Genomic DNA, 17,805 nt, shown 5'->3' on the forward strand with positions numbered 1-17,805 from the left:
TCACCATTCTTCAGTTACTCTGAACGTGGCAACTACGGAACCACTTCCTGTAAATGTTGCAACGGCCAGTGTCACAAATGCGGTATCAGGGAGTTCGAAATCCAACAAGGATGCAGATGCCAGAACTCGATTGTTCCCCTGGGCAGAAGCTGCTGCAAGTCCCTGTAAGAGTACCTGCCCGCCTGTTAATGTAGTGGATGTAGTATTTACAAGTAAGGCCGTTTCAGAGTTTGGAATATTCGTCGTTGCAGTTGGAAAGGTGACAAAGGACCCATTCAGCGTTCCACCGAGTAAAACTTGATAATAAATATCATCACTAGTTACTAAATCAATCCCCTCTAGTGTTACACTTACTGAGTTAGGCCTACCTGACCCTGCGGGAAATTCAGTCTTACGTTGAAAAGAAATAACGGGTGTTAATGTTGTGGTTGCTGTGATCGTACGTCGTTCAGATGTGATTCTAAATGTTGGGTTGTAGTTCCCTATAATTGAATACTGCCTTCCTCCTACAAATACCTGAAGCGCACTTGCAGTTCCATCATTATTAATCTCGGCTCGTAAAGGTAAGTTAGGATCAGCAAGACTCGTTTCTCCACTTGGAGCATAACGATTAACGGTTATAACTTCTTGTGCAAGAGTAGTAGGGTTCGGAATGACAACTCGAAACTCAATGACACCATAGCCATACCACGTGAAATCTATTTGAAATATATTACCTTTGGATAAATCTAAGGTCGCTCCACTTGGACCTGTTCCATCGAGTGGATCGACATTCCAAGAAGCTTGGGGAATAACCGTATCTACACCGCCTCTCCTAATTCCTACAAACGATGAAGTATCATCCACTCCGAAGAAAACACCATTTTCATCATCAAACAATCCCCACCTTACAACTTGAGTGCCTGTTGGCAGATCAGGAAGACGGACACCAATACCTGCCTCTCCAGAATAGCCAGATTGATACCTACCTTTTTCCGCACTAGACAATATTGCTGAATCAGCTCCGCTGGCTGTAGTCGTTAAAACAAACTCAGTATCATTGCTTGAAACGGTTGCACTACCAGTAGTTGAAACAATATCTCGTAAATCAGATAGACCGTAGACGGAAGTCAATTCAATAATAGGCGTTTTGGCAGCCGTTCTTAATTCACTAAATTGTGAACTGACATTTGGACCTACATTTGCAATTGTTACATCTGGATCTATAGTTCCAGTAGGACCCGTTGCACCGGTTGCCCCAGTTTCTCCGGTTGCACCTGTTTCTCCCGTGGCTCCGGTTGCACCAGTTTCACCCGTTGCTCCCGTTTCTCCCGTTGCTCCTGTTGCCCCGGTGGCTCCGGTTGCTCCCGTGGCTCCCGTTGCTCCCGTTTCTCCGGTTGCACCAGTTTCACCCGTGGCTCCGGTTTCTCCGGTTGCTCCAGTTTCACCCGTTGCCCCGGTTACCCCCGTTTCCCCTGTTGCCCCGGTGGCTCCGGTTTCTCCTGTTGCACCCGTGGCTCCGGTTTCACCAGTTACTCCTGTTTCTCCGGTTGCACCCGTGGCTCCGGTTTCTCCGGTTTCTCCAGTTTCACCCGTTGCCCCGGTGGCTCCGGTTTCTCCTGTTTCTCCAGTTGCTCCTGTTGCACCCGTGGCTCCTGTTGCACCCGTGGCTCCGGTTTCTCCCGTGACTCCGGTTGCACCCGTTTCCCCTTTTGCCCCGGTTACTCCGGTTTCACCCGTGGCTCCGGTTTCTCCTGTTTCTCCAGTTGCACCCGTTGCTCCGGTTACTCCGGTTGCCCCGGTTGCTCCCGTTGCCCCGGTGGCTCCAGTGGCTCCAGTTGATCCGGTTGCTCCCGTGGCTCCGGTTTCACCAGTTACTCCGGTTTCTCCGGTTGCTCCCGTGACTCCGGTAGCTCCCGTTGCTCCCGTTTCTCCGGTTGCACCAGTTTCACCCGTGACTCCGGTTTCTCCGGTTGCTCCAGTTTCACCCGTTGCCCCGGTTACCCCCGTTTCCCCTGTTGCCCCGGTGGGTCCGGTTTCTCCTGTTGCACCCGTTGCTCCTGTTGCACCCGTTGCTCCGGTTTCACCAGTTACTCCTGTTTCTCCGGTTGCTCCTGTTGCTCCCGTTTCTCCGGTTGCTCCTGTTTCACCGGTTGCTCCCGTTGCTCCGGTTGCACCCGTTGCTCCTGTTTCTCCCGTTGCTCCTGTTTCACCGGTTGCTCCCGTTTCTCCGGTTTCTCCCGTTGCTCCTGTTTCACCGGTTGCTCCCGTTTCTCCCGTTTCTCCAGTTGATCCCGTTACCCCAGTTGCTCCGGTTGCCCCGGTCGCTCCACTCAATTGGGCCCCTATCAATTCAGAAGAAACCAAACGATGAGCCGTGACCAATTGGCCTGCAGTGTTTTTACCCCAGGCAGATACTTCAATATTTTTTTCAGCGGCCCCACCCGTAGTGAAATTAAACTCAAATGCATCAAAATTAGCCGCAAAAGTCTTAGTTATAACTTGATTCGGTGCAATACTGAACAATTCTTGAACATATAAAGTTCTGGTGTTACTTAATATATATCCTTCGATATAGACAGTTCCGTTCAACGTTGAACTTCGATTTGTTATTTTCGCTGAAAACTGTTGTGTTGCTCTGACACCATTTACTGGAGCGTTTTCGATTGGCCCAGTGTATAATATTGGCATTTCACCCCCCTTTTCCCATTAAAAGCTTCACTTCAACCGTTTGTTAAGGAAAGTAAAATTCCGCTGTTTAATCTACTTTCAATTCAGATAGGACAAGTCTATGTGCCGGTTGCAATGTGCCATTCGACTTTCCCCAAACTGATATTCCTGTTTGCGCCATTGCAAGGCCAGTTATATTAAACGAAAATTGATAACCATCAAGATCTGCAAAATAAGTCTTTGAAACGACACCATTCACAGGAATAGTCATTAGTTCTAAGACATACACAGTCTGAGTTCCGTTTAGTTGCTTCCCCACTATTTCTACTGTAGAGGTATTGATAGGACTACGGTTCGAAATCTTGATTATCACCTGTTGCGTTGGCCTGATACCATTAATAGGTTTATTTTCAATTGGCCCAGTCGTCAAAATAAGCAACATCTCTCCTCCTTACCCTACTCACTTCAAGTGACTTAATCACCTCACTTGATCCAGATGACCCTATCTGAAGTGAAAATCCCCGCGTCATTTTTGGAAGGTCTGTCATTACTAAGTTGCATCTCAAACAATATATGATGATTCCTTTCTAATATGAAAAATATTTACAGGGGTACTCCCTTACATAACTAATAGATAACTGTTACCATATCACACTGAATTCTGCACTTTTTAAATATTGTATATCACAGTAATTATTTTCACGTTTACGCTAATATGAATAGAATTGTTTTAGTGCATTTCAAGCTAGAATCCGAGGTTACAATCCAGCACAAATAGGCGTATCTAACTGTGTATTGTAAATTCCCACTGGCGGTAATCCGATATCACCGATGCCACTATTACAATACTGCTATGAATCCATGAATTGACGATATTTGAATAACCTGTAAGAAGTATTGTCCACTCTATCCTTTTTCAGATATACCAAATCCCCCGTACTGAATGGAACTGGAAAATAGTTATTCTCAAAAATTACATTGCCGCTAAAAATTGCCAATTTGTATATCTCGGAAGAGTGATGTAAGGCTTGGAATAATTACAAATGGGAAGTGTAAATCGGACCATGCTTAGATTTTTCACAACTCGATTCATATGTTCCCTGATATGCATTGCTTTTAAATGTATGAGACGTCTCGTCAAAAATTAATTATCCATTGTTAAATCTAAATAAGCGGCACTCGAAAAGAGTACCGCGTTTAAGCTAAAATTGAATAATATTCAGGTTTCTATTGATTACCGATAAGGTCGTAACATTCGAAGCAGCTGTAACAATTACTCTAAGCTGATAATTGTTTAGCCCGATTACTGGCGTTGTATCAACAAAAGTGTCTGCAAGTGGTAAGTTTTGCGTACCAGCACCTGATCCTACTCTGTTGGCTGTTCTCGTTTCAATAAGAGTTCCATTACGATATAACCGCAACACATAAGTTACGCTATAATTAGCTGTGTTTACAAATTCCACTCCCACAGCATAGTCAATCTTCATTAAGTTCCCTGATACAGCTGTTATAGGAATAGAATTAGAAACTACTTCGGTATTAAGAGGAGGAAAAACCCCAAGAGTAGCTGGATTTTGATTTTGATATAAATTCGCACCGCCAGTACCAGTTGCTCCGGTTGTTCCGGTTACTCCGGTTACTCCGGTTGCTCCCGTTGCTCCCGTTACTCCTGTTGCTCCGGTTGTTCCGGTTGTTCCGGTTACTCCCGATGCTCCGGTTGATCCGGTTGCTCCCGTTACTCCTGTTGGTCCCGTTGTCCCGGTTACTCCGGTTGCTCCTGTTGCTCCTGTTGGTCCCGTTGTTCCAGTTACTCCGGTTACTCCCGATGCTCCGGTTGTTCCGGTTGCTCCGGTTTCTCCGGTTGATCCAGTTACACCTGTTGATCCCGTTGTCCCGGTTACTCCCGTTACTCCTGTTGATCCCGTTGTTCCCGATGCTCCGGTTGTTCCGGTTGTTCCGGTTGCTCCGGTTTCTCCAGTTGCTCCTGTTGGTCCGGTTGGTCCGGTTGATCCCGTTGTTCCGGTTTCTCCAGTTGCTCCGGTTTCTCCGGTTTCTCCGGTTGCACCCGTTGCTCCGGTTTCTCCGGTCGCTCCTGCTTCTCCCGTTGCTCCAGTTACCCCAGTTGATCCGGTGGCACCGGTTGCTCCGGTGGCTCCCGTGGCACCGGTTTCACCCGTTGATCCGGTTTCTCCGGTCGCTCCTGCTTCTCCCGTTGCTCCAGTTACCCCAGTTGATCCGGTGGCTCCGGTTGTTCCTGTTTCACCGGTTGCACCCGTTGATCCGGTGGCTCCCGTTGTTCCGGTTACTCCCGTTACTCCCGTTGATCCGGTGGCTCCGGTTGTTCCTGTTTCACCGGTTGCACCCGTTGATCCGGTGGCTCCCGTTGTTCCGGTTACTCCCGTTACTCCCGTTGCTCCGGTGGCTCCGGTTGCTCCTGTTTCACCGGTTGCACCCGTTGCTCCGGTTTCTCCGGTCGCTCCTGCTTCTCCCGTTGCTCCAGTTACCCCAGTTGATCCGGTGGCTCCGGTTGTTCCTGTTTCACCGGTTGCACCCGTTGATCCGGTGGCTCCCGTTGTTCCGGTTACTCCCGTTGCTCCGGTTGCTCCGGTTGCTCCTGTTTCACCGGTTGCACCCGTTGATCCGGTGGCTCCCGTGGCACCGGTTGCTCCCGTGGCACCTGTTTCACCGGTTTCTCCGGTTGCTCCCGTTGTTCCGGTTGATCCCATTTCTCCTGTGGATCCAGTTGCTCCGGTTTCTCCGGTTGCACCCGTTGATCCGGTGGCTCCCGTGGCACCGGTTGCTCCCGTTGTTCCGGTTACTCCCGTTGCTCCGGTTGCTCCGGTTGCTCCTGTTTCACCGGTTGCACCCGTTGCTCCGGTGGCTCCCGTGGCACCTGTTTCACCGGTTTCTCCGGTTGCTCCCGTTGTTCCGGTTACTCCCGTTGTTCCGGTTACTCCCGTTGCTCCGGTTGCTCCGGTTGCTCCGGTTGCTCCTGTTTCACCGGTTGCACCCGTTGATCCGGTGGCTCCCGTGGCACCTGTTTCACCGGTTTCTCCGGTTGCTCCGGTTGCTCCTGTTTCACCCGTTGCTCCGGTGGCTCCCGTGGCACCTGTTTCACCGGTTTCTCCGGTTGCTCCCGTTGTTCCGGTTGATCCCATTTCTCCTGTGGATCCAGTTGCTCCGGTTTCTCCGGTTGCACCCGTTGATCCGGTGGCTCCTGTTTCTCCGGTCGCTCCTTTTACTCCAGTTGATCCCGTTACCCCAGTTGCTCCGGTTGCCCCGGTCGCTCCAGTGGCTCCACTCAATTGGGCCCCTATCAATTCAGAAGAAACCAAACGATGAGCCGTGACCAATTGGCCTGCAGTGTTTTTACCCCAGGCAGATACTTCAATATTTTTTTCAGCGCCCCCTCCTGTAGTGAAATTAAACTCAAATGCATCAAAATTAGCGACAAAAGTCTTAGTAATAACTTGATTCGGTGCAATACTGAACAATTCTTGAACATATAAAGTCCTGGTATTACTTAATATATATCCTTCGATATAGACAGTTCCGTTCAACGTTGAACTTCGATTAGTTATTTTCACTGAAAACTGTTGTGTTGCTCTAACACCATTTACAGGAGCATTTTCGATTGGACCAGTGTATAATGTTGGCATTTTACCCCCCCTTTTCCGCTTAAAACCTTCACTTCAACCGTTTGTTTAGGAAAGTAAAATTTCGCCGTTAAATTAACTTTCGATTCTAATGGGACAAGTCCATGTGCTGGTTACAATGTTCCATTCCGTTTTCCTAAATTGTTATTACCGTCTAGGTAAAATTTAGTTACTTTCCCATTACTTCTATTGTAGAGGTATTGACAGAACTACGATTCGAAATCTTTATTGTTACCTAGTGCGTTGTTCTAGTACCAACAGTAGGTTTATTTTCAATTGGCCCAGTCGTCAATATAAAAACTTTCTCTCCTCCTTTTCCAATAAAATCAAAATACGTTATTCAACTCAATCAAACCCAATTCGTCTTTCGAAAGCGAAAAATTTGAGTCGGTTTACTCTGAATGTGTGTCTTTACTATGTTGCATCTCAAACAATATATGATGATCTCTTTCTAATATGAGAAAAATTAGCGGAACACCACTTTACTTCTAAACATACACATTTCACACTTAATCCATTGACCATATTATGTAATAAAATATTGAATAATTACACAACAAAAAAAAGAGCAGAATATTCTGCTCTTAGAACCAATTAAAGCCACCTTTGTTCGTATCTTCTCCTGCTTCTTCTCTTTCCTCCTCATCATTCGATCCAAAAAATCCCCAAGGGTCTCGCTTGTTTTCTCTATTTTCTTCTATATCTTCATATCGTTTATGTTCACGGTCATTGCGGATAATAACTTCATTAGCTTTAACGATCAGTTTATCAACGTGAATGACTTGCGGTTTTCTCTTCTTCTCAGACATTCTAAATCCTCCCCCTCTTATCCTCTTACTTCACATTATCCTATGCAAAAGGAGGATAGTGGGTATGGGCGCCATCTATATTAGTAGCTCAAGGCTATTTGATTTGAAACTTTTATTTTATAATTCTCTTTTTGAAAATAAACAAATCCTTCAATAATAACAGGCTCTTTAAATTCAGATTTAATTGGGATTTGAAAACTTTCGATCCCGATCTTATCTCCAGGCTTCAATATCACTGGGTGTAACGGAGAAACCCAAATTTCCCCCTTCTCTTTTGATTTCTCTAACCAATCATGATCAGGAAATACCCACTGAATTCGATCGCTTGCATCAACACCTTTTGTTTCTACATCATCAATGGAATAAATACGCCCTTTTAAGGTAGCTGCTTCTCTCGGCAAAAAGCGAAAGCAAACAAGAGGATTACGCAATTTCGTTGTTCCGCAATTTTCAATTTGTAAATCTCCACGAATCATAACCGTCTGTTTATCGCTAATAATTATAGAAGTATTGAAGTAGCTCACAGCGTAAGTCTCAGCTATTTCATCTTTTTCCTTGACTGACTCTGATACTTCTTCGTTCTTTTGATACTGCGCCCGCTTCTCAAGGTTTTTCACTTTTCCTTGATAATGCTGAAGCCGCTTGTCTTTTTCATTGATCTCTATTTGCATCTCTGCAAGAAGGTTTTCATATCCTTGTATCCTTACATCATCTTGCCCAATACTTTTCTTCTCTTCTACTTCTTCCTTAATAAGCACATGCTCTTTTGCCTGGTTTTCAAGCTCTTTTTCTAATAAATTTAACTCTTCCTGCAAATAAGCGATCGTTTTCTCCTGCTCCTTACTTAACTCGATTTGCTTCTCAAGCGAAGCTAATTGATCGTTCGCAAAAATAAGTTCTTTCTCAAGTTCCAGCGATTTTTCTTGAAAATATTTCGTACGTGAAATGAGACGAGAATAACTCAATTTTTCACCCTGCATGGAACCTCCCCCTCTCTAACCAGCGCTACATTCTATATGTATGAGTGATAGGTCTCTTTTCATAACAAAAAAGTGCAGGATATGATCTCCTGCACTACTGATTTATGACTGTTTCTTGTACTTAATATCATCAAATGTGATGCAATCATCAACGGTAAGATCGCCTTCTTCAACTTCCACAGTTCCTGTATTAAAGACAACTTTTCCTCTACGGTTTAATAAATGCACTTCAAACCACTGATCATCGTCTGCGTCAACTACAGCAAGTTTAAAGTCAAACGTACGACCGCGATCCGTTACACCGCTACCTTCAACGATGAACTTCAAACCATCTCCACATTCTTCGCACTTAAGAGTATCTTGATCAAAACTCGTTGCAGTGAATGTAAAGTCGTTCTTTCCATCGCTTGAGTCTGTGTCATGGAAATTAAGTTTCATAGAGCTTCCAGTAAGACTACAATTATCACAAATGTTTACAAGCAATGTTGCTTTACCAGAATCATCATCACAGTCTATTTCTCCACTCGCTTCACCACTTAGTGAGCAATCACAACTTGGACGCGGGAAGATGTCTGGACACTGTTCCGGGAATTCAATTGGAGGACATTCATCGATCAAGTCAGGTGCAATTAGATCATTGTCACGAGGTGAACAGAACTTCGCAAGAACCTCTAGTTTCACTTCAGCTTCTACTTGAATGTCTACACAGAAAATAACTTCTAGATCAAATGAAGATGGTGCAGGACAGTTTAATAATACAGTTCCTGAAGGAATGCGGCATACAATTTTAGTGATTCGACAGAAGAGATCTGTTCCATTCGGGAAGCATAGCACAAATGATTCAAGAACAGATGCGTTGCAATCGACCTCTGTTACTAAATCGCCATGTCGGTCGACAACCTTCACCTTTACATCAGTTGTAAATAAAAGGTCAACGAGTTGAGCATCTGCAAATCCCCCACCAGGAATTGCTACGCTAACATCCCGTTTTTCTCCAATTTGTTCACAGAAAAAGTCATCTTCTGTATGCTCGCTGCCTGAGAGTGGGAACAAAGGAGGTGCTTCTGGTGTTTTACATACAATACGAAGTGGACGGCGGCTTGGATCTTCCATAGCACATTCGATCTTTTTAAGCTCATGATCTGTAAATTTGATTTTCTTCTTTACAGAAAGCTGATCGGTTACCCAATCGTATACTTTTTGAACGCGAATGCACTCATCCTGTAGGCTATTTGTAGCTGTAGGAACGGTGCGTTGCTTATGTTGTTTGTGACCCATATCGTTCCTTCCTTTCTTTCACATGATAGGTTGATTCACTACATACTATGGAATTAGCACAGAAATGCAACAGAAGGAGCTGCCCAAATTTCATATGCGTTTCTCATGGAGAAGAAAGGAGAAGATTTTTTGATAAATCTCATCTGGAAAGATAAAGTGATTTGTAAGCTCTCAAGCGAAGAATTAAATGCGCTATTATTACTTCTCCCATACTGGGGGCTGCAGATGAACGACAATGTTCTTACGATGCCATTAGAAGGGAAGAAGCTGCATCTCACTTCCGAGTGGAGCCACTATGCTTATTCCCTTATGGAGTTAGTAAGGCATACGGGAATCGATGCTACACATATGGAAGAAAACAGTGACCTATCGATCACAATTGATGTAGCCTCACACCTCGCTTCTCCACTATCCATTTTGATCGGGAACAAAAAAGTACGCCCGAAAGCACTCGACTATAAGAGCCTTGATTTACAAAAAAGAATTCACAAAAATGCCTGGCTTCCTTTCAATGGATCCACAATGACTTGCTTTATTAAAGAAGATGATCATTATACTGCAATTGAATGGATTTCCTATATGATCATTCAATATTTTATGAAACCCTATTTCAAGCCGGTACATCACATTTCAATCGGTATGTATGAAAGATTAGTTACAAACGTTTTAGAAGAAGTGAATCCAACGCTTGCATCACATCAAAAAACGGATCACCCTCTGTCTGAGTGGCCCGATGTTCCTGATGCGATCGTTCCTCAACAAAAAACAGAGCCACAAACGACTTCACCAAATCAAAATCACCAGCCAATCAACCCTTTTTCTCAGTCTAGTACACTTTTTGAACCCTCACCATTTGATCCATTTAAGTTTAATCATAATCAGCGGAAAACATCAGTCATTAACCCATTTCATCAGAAGAAGTAATCAACTCCACACCTTACTCTTCCTAGCAGAATAAGATGTACAAAGTTATAGAAAAGTCTGTCAGGAGGAGAAAGATGAAGAAAGCAGATATTCAAGAATTATATAAAAAAGTGAAACGTACAAGAAGAACAAGAAAGTCGCGGCCCACTCAAATAAAAGGATGCCGCACATGTGGTAAAACGACTTGGAAGCCAAATACACAGTAAACGACCGGATTATCCGGTCGTTTTTATTATGGAGTGAACAGCATTCAAAAAGGCGTCGACGCTTCGCTTCCACGTCCATTTCTCTGTTTCTTTCTCTCCATTTAATGCGATCTCATTTCTTAGATTTGGTTGGCTTAGTAGTGTCATAACGTCTTCTGCTAGTCGATTTTCATAGCGGTAAGAAAGCAGGGAATTCACGCCGTGTTTGCAATAATCTAAATTACCTCCGTTATACGTTGTGACGAGTGCAGCTCCACACTTCATGGCTTCAAGTCCAGGAAGTGAAGCCGTATCATAAGTAGAAGAATTGACAAATATGTCTGCTTCATTGTAATGATAAGCCAACTCTCGATCATCAGCCGGTGTGAGATAGCGATACTTCCCTGATGCTTTAATCATTTGAAGCGCTTTAGAAGCAGCCAACTCATTAGGTGGACTAATTAATGTGTATTTGGCATTAGGGTATGACTTTTGAACAATAGCCAGTTGCTCTAACAGGTAATTTTGCTCACGATGCCAGGAATGACCTCCCTCTGGCCTTCTTAGTATCGCTGTAAGATTAGGGACTTTATTTAATAACCGTGTACCCATATTATAAAATTGGTCACTAATTCCTACAGGTACGATTGAGCCAGTAATGCCATGATTTAGTCGAATCAGGTCTTGCTGCCATTTCGATAATACAATGAGGTTTGGCGTTACATGATAACTTGGGAAGGATAATTCTTGTTCAGGTAAAAAGGTTGGTTCGTAACACAGACTAATTCTTATGTGGATACCTTTCTTGTTCCTACTAGCGTTTTCTGCGTCGTCAATAAGCGTATAATAGTTCGATACAATAACATCTGCTTTCGGATAAGAAGATTCTGGTATCCCGTATAGCTCTGTCGTTCGTTTGACAGTTGATTTTATTGGATATTCAATCACACCGGTTTTTGGCATCAGAATGATGACTTCATGGCCACGGTCTACAAGGCCATTCGTTATTTCAGCCAGCATTCTTTGTGCGCCGCCTTTACATAGAGTAATGATTGGGAAGGTGAATTTCATAATTGCATACGTTCTTTCCGATACGCTTCTAGAAGGAGCATTCTCACTTTCTTTTTCACAAGGCGAAGTTCTGTTCGAATGGCTTCACTGTGTCGTTGTGTTCCCATCTCACTATGCACCCGGTATTGAACAAGACATTCGTCTATATAAGAAAAGGCATGATCCTTTGCAATACGCGCCCACAAATCATAGTCATGTGTAAATCTTAGCGTTTCATCAAACCCGCCTAATGCCCGGAGCACTTCCATTTTCACCATGACCGTGCAGCCGTTAATGGCACACCCTTGCCTTAAATGCTTTAAGAAAGATAGTCGATTAGGAAAAGCCACCCCTACTGATCCGCTTGTTACTGTTCCAAATTCGTTTATCAACACATAAGAGGAGTACCCTATAACGTGATTGGATTGTTCGAGCGCAGTCACTTGCTTTTCTACTTTATTGGGTTGATAAAGGTCGTCAGCGCTTAACCATGTAAAGTATTCTCCCGTTGCATTAGCAATCCCCGTATTTAGCGCCCCTGCTGTCCCTTTATTTCCCTGTTCAATATAGCGAATCCGTCCGTAGTACGGTTTGATTTTCTCTGTATAGAGCGTTGAACCATCATTAATCACGATCACTTCAATGTTCTTATACGTCTGTGCCAAAGCACTTTCAATCGCTACATCAATATATTCACAGTTATAAAAGGGGATAATGATTGATACTTTCTTCATACTCTCCCTCTTTTCTTTTAAGATTTTTTTGCATACTCCATCAGATCCCTAAGAGATTTCTCAAATGAGATATTTGGCTTCCAACCAAGTTTGTTCATCTTGATGGATGAGTTCAATGATACCTGTTCCTTCTTACGTTCTAGATATGAGGCATTTATAGGATATGGTGTTAGCTTTTGAAATTCAGCGATAACTTCTTCAAGGGTTCGATAATATCCACTTCCAATCTCGTAAGCTATGCCTACTTCACCATACTCTAGAACCATTTGATAGGCTCTCACTGCGTCTCTCACATCAAGGTAATCTCGCGTAGCAAAGGCATTAGATAATTGTATTTCTTTCTCTTTATCCCGATTCTCTTCGTTAATTAGCTGTTTTGCAATCGCTGAACAAACACCAGTAGATGGACCGGGACCGATTAAGTTACATGGAACAGCTAAAATTATTTGCATTCCATATAAATCTCCCCAGGCTTTCGCTAAGTTGGCCTGGAGTGATTTACTAAAACTATATGGGTGAGGATACGCTTTTTCTGCTTGAAGGGCAGATCCAACAACGACAATTCGACAGTTTGGCACGTGTTTTCTAGCTGCCTCCAAAAGATAAAGCGTAGCGAGCACGTTAGTTTCAAAAGTAGAGACTGGTTCTTCCCAGGACTGTTCGACATGGTTCTGTCCTGCTAAGTGAAGAATCATATCGGGCATTGTTTTGGCCATCATTTCATTTACAGCATACTGATCGCTAAGATCTACACGAAGCATGTTAGGATTTGCACTGCGGGATATTCCAATAACATGATAATCCTGCTTTAATTTCTTAATGGCATGAGCCCCTGTAAAACCAGTTGCTCCTGTAACAAGAACCGTTTGTTTAGGCATAATCCTTCATCCATGCTCTTAACTCCTGAAGCATAGCTCGGTAAGGTTGTACGTCGTAAAAAGCATCAGTACGAGTATGAACAATCGTTCGATCTAACTTTAATTCGCTAGAAGGGACAATTGTTACATCTTCCTTTTGAAATACTTCTTTAAAAAGAGTAAGTAGCTCAAATTTCGAAACTGTCTCAGGTGCATGCAGATGGTATAGCCCTGTCGTTTCTTGTTGTATTAAAGAATCGATCGCTTTCGCAAGCTCTAATGTCGTAACCCCATTCCAGAACGCCTGATCAAACCCTTTTATTTCACCTTTCTGTTTGAGAAACCATTGTAAGAGACCAATTCCATTTCCCTTTAGTTCAGGTCCTACAATGGAAGTTCGGACTGTCAAATGAGGGAATTCCGTCACTTCTCCGAGCGCCTTCGATTTGGCATAAACCGTGATTCCATCAGGCTGATCTGATTCTGTATAGTTGCCTTTATCTCCTTTAAAGACACAATCTGAACTTATATGAACAACTTTACCTTTTCTCCGGTTCATTAATTTCACAAGTTGATGTGGCAGTAATGCATTAACCTGAAAAGCAAGTTGCTCATTTTGTTCTGCAGACTCATTCAACACCCCAATCGCATTTATCACAACATCCGGCTGGACTTCATCGATTACCGACTCTAATTGCACGGTATCAAGAACATCTAACACATACCCGTGCGGATCACTAGCATCTCTTGAAGTGAAATAAACGTCTTTATGCTTTTTTTTGAAATAGGCAGTCAGAACATGACCTGCCATTCCTTTTCCTCCAAGTACTAGCAGCTTCATTAGATGAACCCACCTTTAATAAGCATGGCTTTGATTTCTGCTTTCGTCATAACGTCTTCACCAGAGTTATAGTTTTTTAGAGTAACAGGTTGAAAGTTCGCATATCTCTCATTCAGACCAGTAATTTTGATTGCAGGCAAGATAACGAAGTACTCTTTGTCGTAGTATACTGTTGATTGACTCTCATATTCCGAGAAAAGAATTTCATGGAGCTTCTCTCCTGGTCTTATTCCCTGTTCACGTATTTTCACATTCTGGACGCCCGAGGACTCGATGAGAACTTCCGCAAGATCAATTATTTTACAAGTAGGCATCTTCATAACAAAAATTTCGCCGCCTCTACTTTCATATGTGGCTTTGAATAGTAGTTTAATGGCGTCTTCAATTGTTAAGAAGAAACGCGTCATTTCAAGATGAGTAATGCCGATCTCAGCTTTGTTTTGAATTTGGTTCTTAAAAACATGAATGACGCTTCCATTTGTTCCAAGGACGTTTCCACCTCTCACGCATACAAAGGTAGTATTCGACTTGAGCGTGTTCGCATGAATGATCAACCGCTCACCCATTGCCTTTGAAAACCCGTAGAAATTAGATGGATTTGCAGCTTTGTCTGTCGAAATGTAAACAACTTTCTTCACATTATTCTCGATCGCCGTTTTAATCACATTCTGTGTGCCGATAACGTTTGTATTTAAAGCTTCAATCGGTTGGTCTTCACAGACTGGCACGTGCTTCAATGCAGCAAGGTGAAATAAATAATCAACACCCTTACCTGCTTCTAATAAACCTTCTCTTTCTTTAATATCTCCGATTAGAAATGTTAGTCGTGGGTCTTGATGAAATTCCCTCTTCATTTCAACCTGGCTCGTTTCATTTCTCGATAAAACACGAATTTCTTTTGGCGATTTTTGCAACAGCTGTTTTATTAACTCATGGCCCCAGGATCCAGTTCCTCCAGTTACCAGTATCGTTTGATCACGGAACAATTTGTATTCCTCCTAAAATAAATTTCACTACTCGGTCTGATACATTTAAATCCTCATAACCAGTTGGAATCATCCAATTTGGTTGATGATAAAGCATTACGTCAACAGCTCGTTTTATACTCGCAGCATCAATGCCTGAGATCATATTGCTTCCACATGCGATCGTCTCAGGACGTTCAGTTGTGGATCGGACTGTAACAGCTGGTACTCGGAACAAACAACATTCCTCTTGCACTGTTCCGCTATCTGTTAAGACGCAGAACGCTGACTTCTCAAGTCTCACAAAGTCTATAAACCCAAACGGTTCATGCAGTTCAATAAGCGAGTCCAAGCTATCAGCATATTCGGCCGTTAATTTTGATTTAGTTCTTGGATGAATACTGCAAATAATTCTCTTCTTATATTCCATCGCAATGAGCGTTAACCCATCGAAGATTTCTTTCAACTTTTTAGGATGATCTACGTTCTCAGCTCGATGAATCGTCACTAGAAAATAGTCTTTTTCTTCTAGCTTTAGCGAACTTAAAATGTCACTTTGTTGAATAGAAGCTTCATAGTGTGTTAGTACTTCGAGAATAGGATTACCAGTAACGTAAATTCGGTTAGATGGAAACCCTTCTCTTAATAGGTTTTCTCTACTTTGAGGTGTGTAGGGCAAATTATAGCTAGATACAGCATCGATCACCTTACGATTTTTCTCTTCAGGTACTTCAAGATCAAAACAGCGATTTCCAGCTTCCATATGTGTAACAGGAATGTTTAAACGCTCCGCAAGCACAGCACATAAAGCTGAATTCGTGTCTCCCAGAATTAAAATACGATCTGGTTGATGTGTGAGAAGAATTTGCTCTATCTTCATGAACATGAAAGATAGCTGTTCTCCTAATGAAGAAGCTGTATTTGAAAGCATGTAATCTGGTGATCGAATGCCCATTTCTTTAAAAAACACATCTCGGAGAGAAGGTGCTGAATTCTGTCCTGTATGAATGAGGATGTGTTCATCAGCTAATTGATCGAGTTTATCAATGATCAAACTTAATCTAATAATTTCTGGTCGTGTGCCCAGTATTGTCGCAACCTTCATGTCGGCCCTCATTTCTTACACTTTTTTTACACTAATTAACTTATGTATGAAACGGTAACCCGCAATGGACAATCTCCTAATTTTGAAAAACTACTTTATAATGCCCTTTTTATTTAAAAGGGGGGGCCTGTCTATTCCATCCCTCTGTAGTTCGCATAGGATAAGCTATCCTGATAAGAGAGGAGGTCACTTATGCCTAAGCAAATTTTTGATTATAACAAAAGCGTTCCAACAGCTTTTAGCAACTCAATCGTTCGAAACATTCCTCGCTCACCTTCTCGTGTTACGCTAGCTAGCTTCGGACTATACGTTCCCAATCAAGTAAGCGAAGTTGAACTTAATGCGACTATCGGGGTTAGAGCCACTGCTTTAAATCCAACTGTACTAGTTACAATCTACAGAAACTCAATGGTTATTTTCAGTACACGTATTTCCATTGATGTAAGCGTAGCAGACTATCAAACGATATCTTTCACTGCCGTCGACAATAATCCCCCAGGCGGTTATTATGACTACTCTCTACGAGCAGAGTTAGATCAAAGCCTTATCCTTCTTGATAGCGCTAATGCAGTTGGCCCCATAACCCTTACTGGAATTTCGTTTGGGTAATGAGAAAACGAGACCGAAATTGGTCTCGTTTTTTATTCGATATTTTTTCCTTTATGCATAACGTAATAAAAGCAGGATGGGAGGCTAACTATGAAAGTTCTTTTTGTCTATTATTTACCGAGTGGTGGTGTTGAAACATTAAATCGAGAAAGATGTCTTGCACTTAAAGAAGCAGGCGTCTCATGCGAACTTCTGTATATGCAGCAAGGAAGCGGCTATGCCAATATTCGTGATATACCTGTTTATGTGACGAACAATGATCAAGAGATCAAAGCATTAATCGAAAAAAATCACTATACGCTTATAATGGTTTGCTCCGATCATTTATTTCTTAAGCGTATTCGTTCTCTCGGTTATGAGGGAAAGTTGATTTATGAAATACAGGGCCTCGGAACGATGCCAGAAGCTGAACGGTGGATGCAGCGAGCCCATCGTCATGTGACGACTTATGCTGACGCAATCTTTTATCCTCGCACGCCTCACCTTGCTTCATTAGTGGAAAAATATATTCCGAATTTCCCTGTTTATTCTTTCCATAATTGTTTTGATACAAATCGGTTTAAATATATTAACTCGCCATCGATTTCTTCTGCCCCCATTATCGGATGGGTGGGTCGGCTGGAGTCCAATAAAAATTGGCGTGGGTTCCTGGAATACGTATTTGAACTGCGAAAACGACAACCTAATTTAGTCATATGGATGTTTCATGATCCTACATTGGCATTTACGAGCGAAAAGGAAGCATTTGAAACTTCATGCTGTGAACTTGGACTGAATGAAATTATCACTTGTTACTCCAATGTGCCTAATATAGAAATGGCCAAGTATTTTTCCATGATCGGTGATTCAGGTGGATTTTTATGCTCTACTTCGTTAGTGGAAGGCTTTGGTTATGCATTAGTTGAAGCGATCAGCTGTCACTGTCCAGTCGTAACGACAGATTCAGATGGTGTAAGAAGCTTTGTTCTTCATAATCAATCAGGTAAACTTATTAACCTCTCCGATATGAGTGATGCTGTCAATCAAGGTATAGACCTTTTGACAAATAAAACGTTAAGAAATGCCCTTAAATTACAAGCGAAGAATCACATCGCTTACAACTTGGATCCAAAAAAATACGCTTCTCGATTTATTGATATGATGAAAAACTCATAAAAAATAGC

At 42.7% G+C, this 17,805-nt stretch carries 16 protein-coding genes; 4 read left to right on the top strand and 12 right to left on the bottom strand.

The window, feature by feature from the left end; all coding sequences use genetic code 11:
* The 6 genes from ABVF21_RS03705 to ABVF21_RS03730 form a co-directional block, all read right to left on the bottom strand.
* The gene (locus tag ABVF21_RS03705) at nt 1-2,670 is read right to left on the bottom strand and encodes a hypothetical protein (protein ID WP_371017508.1); all 2,670 of its coding nucleotides are present in this window, start codon (nt 2,668-2,670) and stop codon (nt 1-3) included.
* Between the two features lie 67 nt (nt 2,671-2,737).
* Nucleotides 2,738-3,088 (bottom strand): hypothetical protein, encoded by a 351-nt coding sequence (locus ABVF21_RS03710; protein ID WP_194221233.1) that lies wholly within the window; start codon nt 3,086-3,088, stop codon nt 2,738-2,740.
* A gap of 763 nt (nt 3,089-3,851) precedes the next feature.
* Entirely contained in the window at nt 3,852-6,308 is a 2,457-nt protein-coding gene (locus ABVF21_RS03715) for a hypothetical protein (protein WP_371017509.1), read from the bottom strand.
* 581 nt (nt 6,309-6,889) lie between these two features.
* Nucleotides 6,890-7,114: a hypothetical protein gene (locus tag ABVF21_RS03720; protein ID WP_194221231.1), complete on the bottom strand. Its 225-nt coding sequence runs from the start codon at nt 7,112-7,114 to the stop codon at nt 6,890-6,892.
* A gap of 80 nt (nt 7,115-7,194) precedes the next feature.
* The gene (locus ABVF21_RS03725; protein WP_194221230.1) at nt 7,195-8,094 is read right to left on the bottom strand and encodes a hypothetical protein; all 900 of its coding nucleotides are present in this window, start codon (nt 8,092-8,094) and stop codon (nt 7,195-7,197) included.
* Between the two features lie 102 nt (nt 8,095-8,196).
* The gene (locus tag ABVF21_RS03730; RefSeq protein ID WP_194221229.1) at nt 8,197-9,372 is read right to left on the bottom strand and encodes a hypothetical protein; all 1,176 of its coding nucleotides are present in this window, start codon (nt 9,370-9,372) and stop codon (nt 8,197-8,199) included.
* A 129-nt stretch (nt 9,373-9,501) separates the two neighbouring features.
* Here ABVF21_RS03730 and ABVF21_RS03735 point away from each other — a divergent pair, with 129 nt between their 5' ends.
* Together ABVF21_RS03735 and ABVF21_RS03740 are read left to right on the top strand one after the other, a co-directional pair.
* Nucleotides 9,502-10,296 (top strand): hypothetical protein, encoded by a 795-nt coding sequence (locus tag ABVF21_RS03735; protein WP_283152329.1) that lies wholly within the window; start codon nt 9,502-9,504, stop codon nt 10,294-10,296.
* Nucleotides 10,297-10,370: 74 nt separating this feature from the next.
* On the top strand, nt 10,371-10,502 hold the full coding sequence (locus tag ABVF21_RS03740; protein WP_276511840.1) for a hypothetical protein: 132 nt from the start codon (nt 10,371-10,373) through the stop codon (nt 10,500-10,502).
* 9 nt (nt 10,503-10,511) lie between these two features.
* On the opposite strand, the gene ABVF21_RS03745 is transcribed toward ABVF21_RS03740, so the two are convergent.
* Genes ABVF21_RS03745 through wecB form a run of 6 tightly spaced genes read right to left on the bottom strand, consistent with a single transcriptional unit; the run spans nt 10,512 to nt 16,033 of the window.
* Nucleotides 10,512-11,501 (bottom strand): glycosyltransferase family 4 protein, encoded by a 990-nt coding sequence (locus tag ABVF21_RS03745; RefSeq protein WP_242057371.1) that lies wholly within the window; start codon nt 11,499-11,501, stop codon nt 10,512-10,514.
* A 47-nt stretch (nt 11,502-11,548) separates the two neighbouring features.
* Complete coding sequence (locus tag ABVF21_RS03750; protein WP_194221226.1) at nt 11,549-12,265, bottom strand: glycosyltransferase family 2 protein; 717 nt, start codon at nt 12,263-12,265, stop codon at nt 11,549-11,551.
* Between the two features lie 17 nt (nt 12,266-12,282).
* Nucleotides 12,283-13,143: an NAD-dependent epimerase/dehydratase family protein gene (locus ABVF21_RS03755; protein WP_371017510.1), complete on the bottom strand. Its 861-nt coding sequence runs from the start codon at nt 13,141-13,143 to the stop codon at nt 12,283-12,285.
* Nucleotides 13,136-13,963 carry a dTDP-4-dehydrorhamnose reductase family protein gene (locus ABVF21_RS03760; protein WP_371017511.1) on the bottom strand — a complete coding sequence of 276 codons (828 nt, stop codon included), beginning with the start codon at nt 13,961-13,963 and terminating at the stop codon, nt 13,136-13,138. Before ABVF21_RS03760 ends, ABVF21_RS03755 begins: the two co-directional genes overlap by 8 nt.
* Nucleotides 13,963-14,949: a polysaccharide biosynthesis protein gene (locus tag ABVF21_RS03765; RefSeq protein WP_371017512.1), complete on the bottom strand. Its 987-nt coding sequence runs from the start codon at nt 14,947-14,949 to the stop codon at nt 13,963-13,965. Before ABVF21_RS03765 ends, ABVF21_RS03760 begins: the two co-directional genes overlap by 1 nt.
* Entirely contained in the window at nt 14,939-16,033 is a 1,095-nt protein-coding gene (wecB, locus tag ABVF21_RS03770; protein ID WP_194221222.1) for a non-hydrolyzing UDP-N-acetylglucosamine 2-epimerase, read from the bottom strand. Before wecB ends, ABVF21_RS03765 begins: the two co-directional genes overlap by 11 nt.
* Nucleotides 16,034-16,225: 192 nt before the next feature.
* Between wecB and ABVF21_RS03775 the strand changes: the two genes are divergently transcribed.
* Together ABVF21_RS03775 and ABVF21_RS03780 are read left to right on the top strand one after the other, a co-directional pair.
* Nucleotides 16,226-16,642, top strand: a complete 417-nt coding sequence (locus tag ABVF21_RS03775) for a hypothetical protein (RefSeq protein ID WP_194221221.1) — start codon at nt 16,226-16,228, stop codon at nt 16,640-16,642.
* Nucleotides 16,643-16,732: 90 nt separating this feature from the next.
* Entirely contained in the window at nt 16,733-17,797 is a 1,065-nt protein-coding gene (locus tag ABVF21_RS03780) for a glycosyltransferase family 4 protein (protein ID WP_371017513.1), read from the top strand.
* The last annotated feature ends 8 nt before the right edge of the window (nt 17,798-17,805 follow it).

It is taken from the genome of Pseudalkalibacillus sp. JSM 102089, from assembly GCF_041366475.1.
Taxonomy (GTDB): domain Bacteria; phylum Bacillota; class Bacilli; order Bacillales; family Guptibacillaceae; genus Guptibacillus; species Guptibacillus hwajinpoensis_B.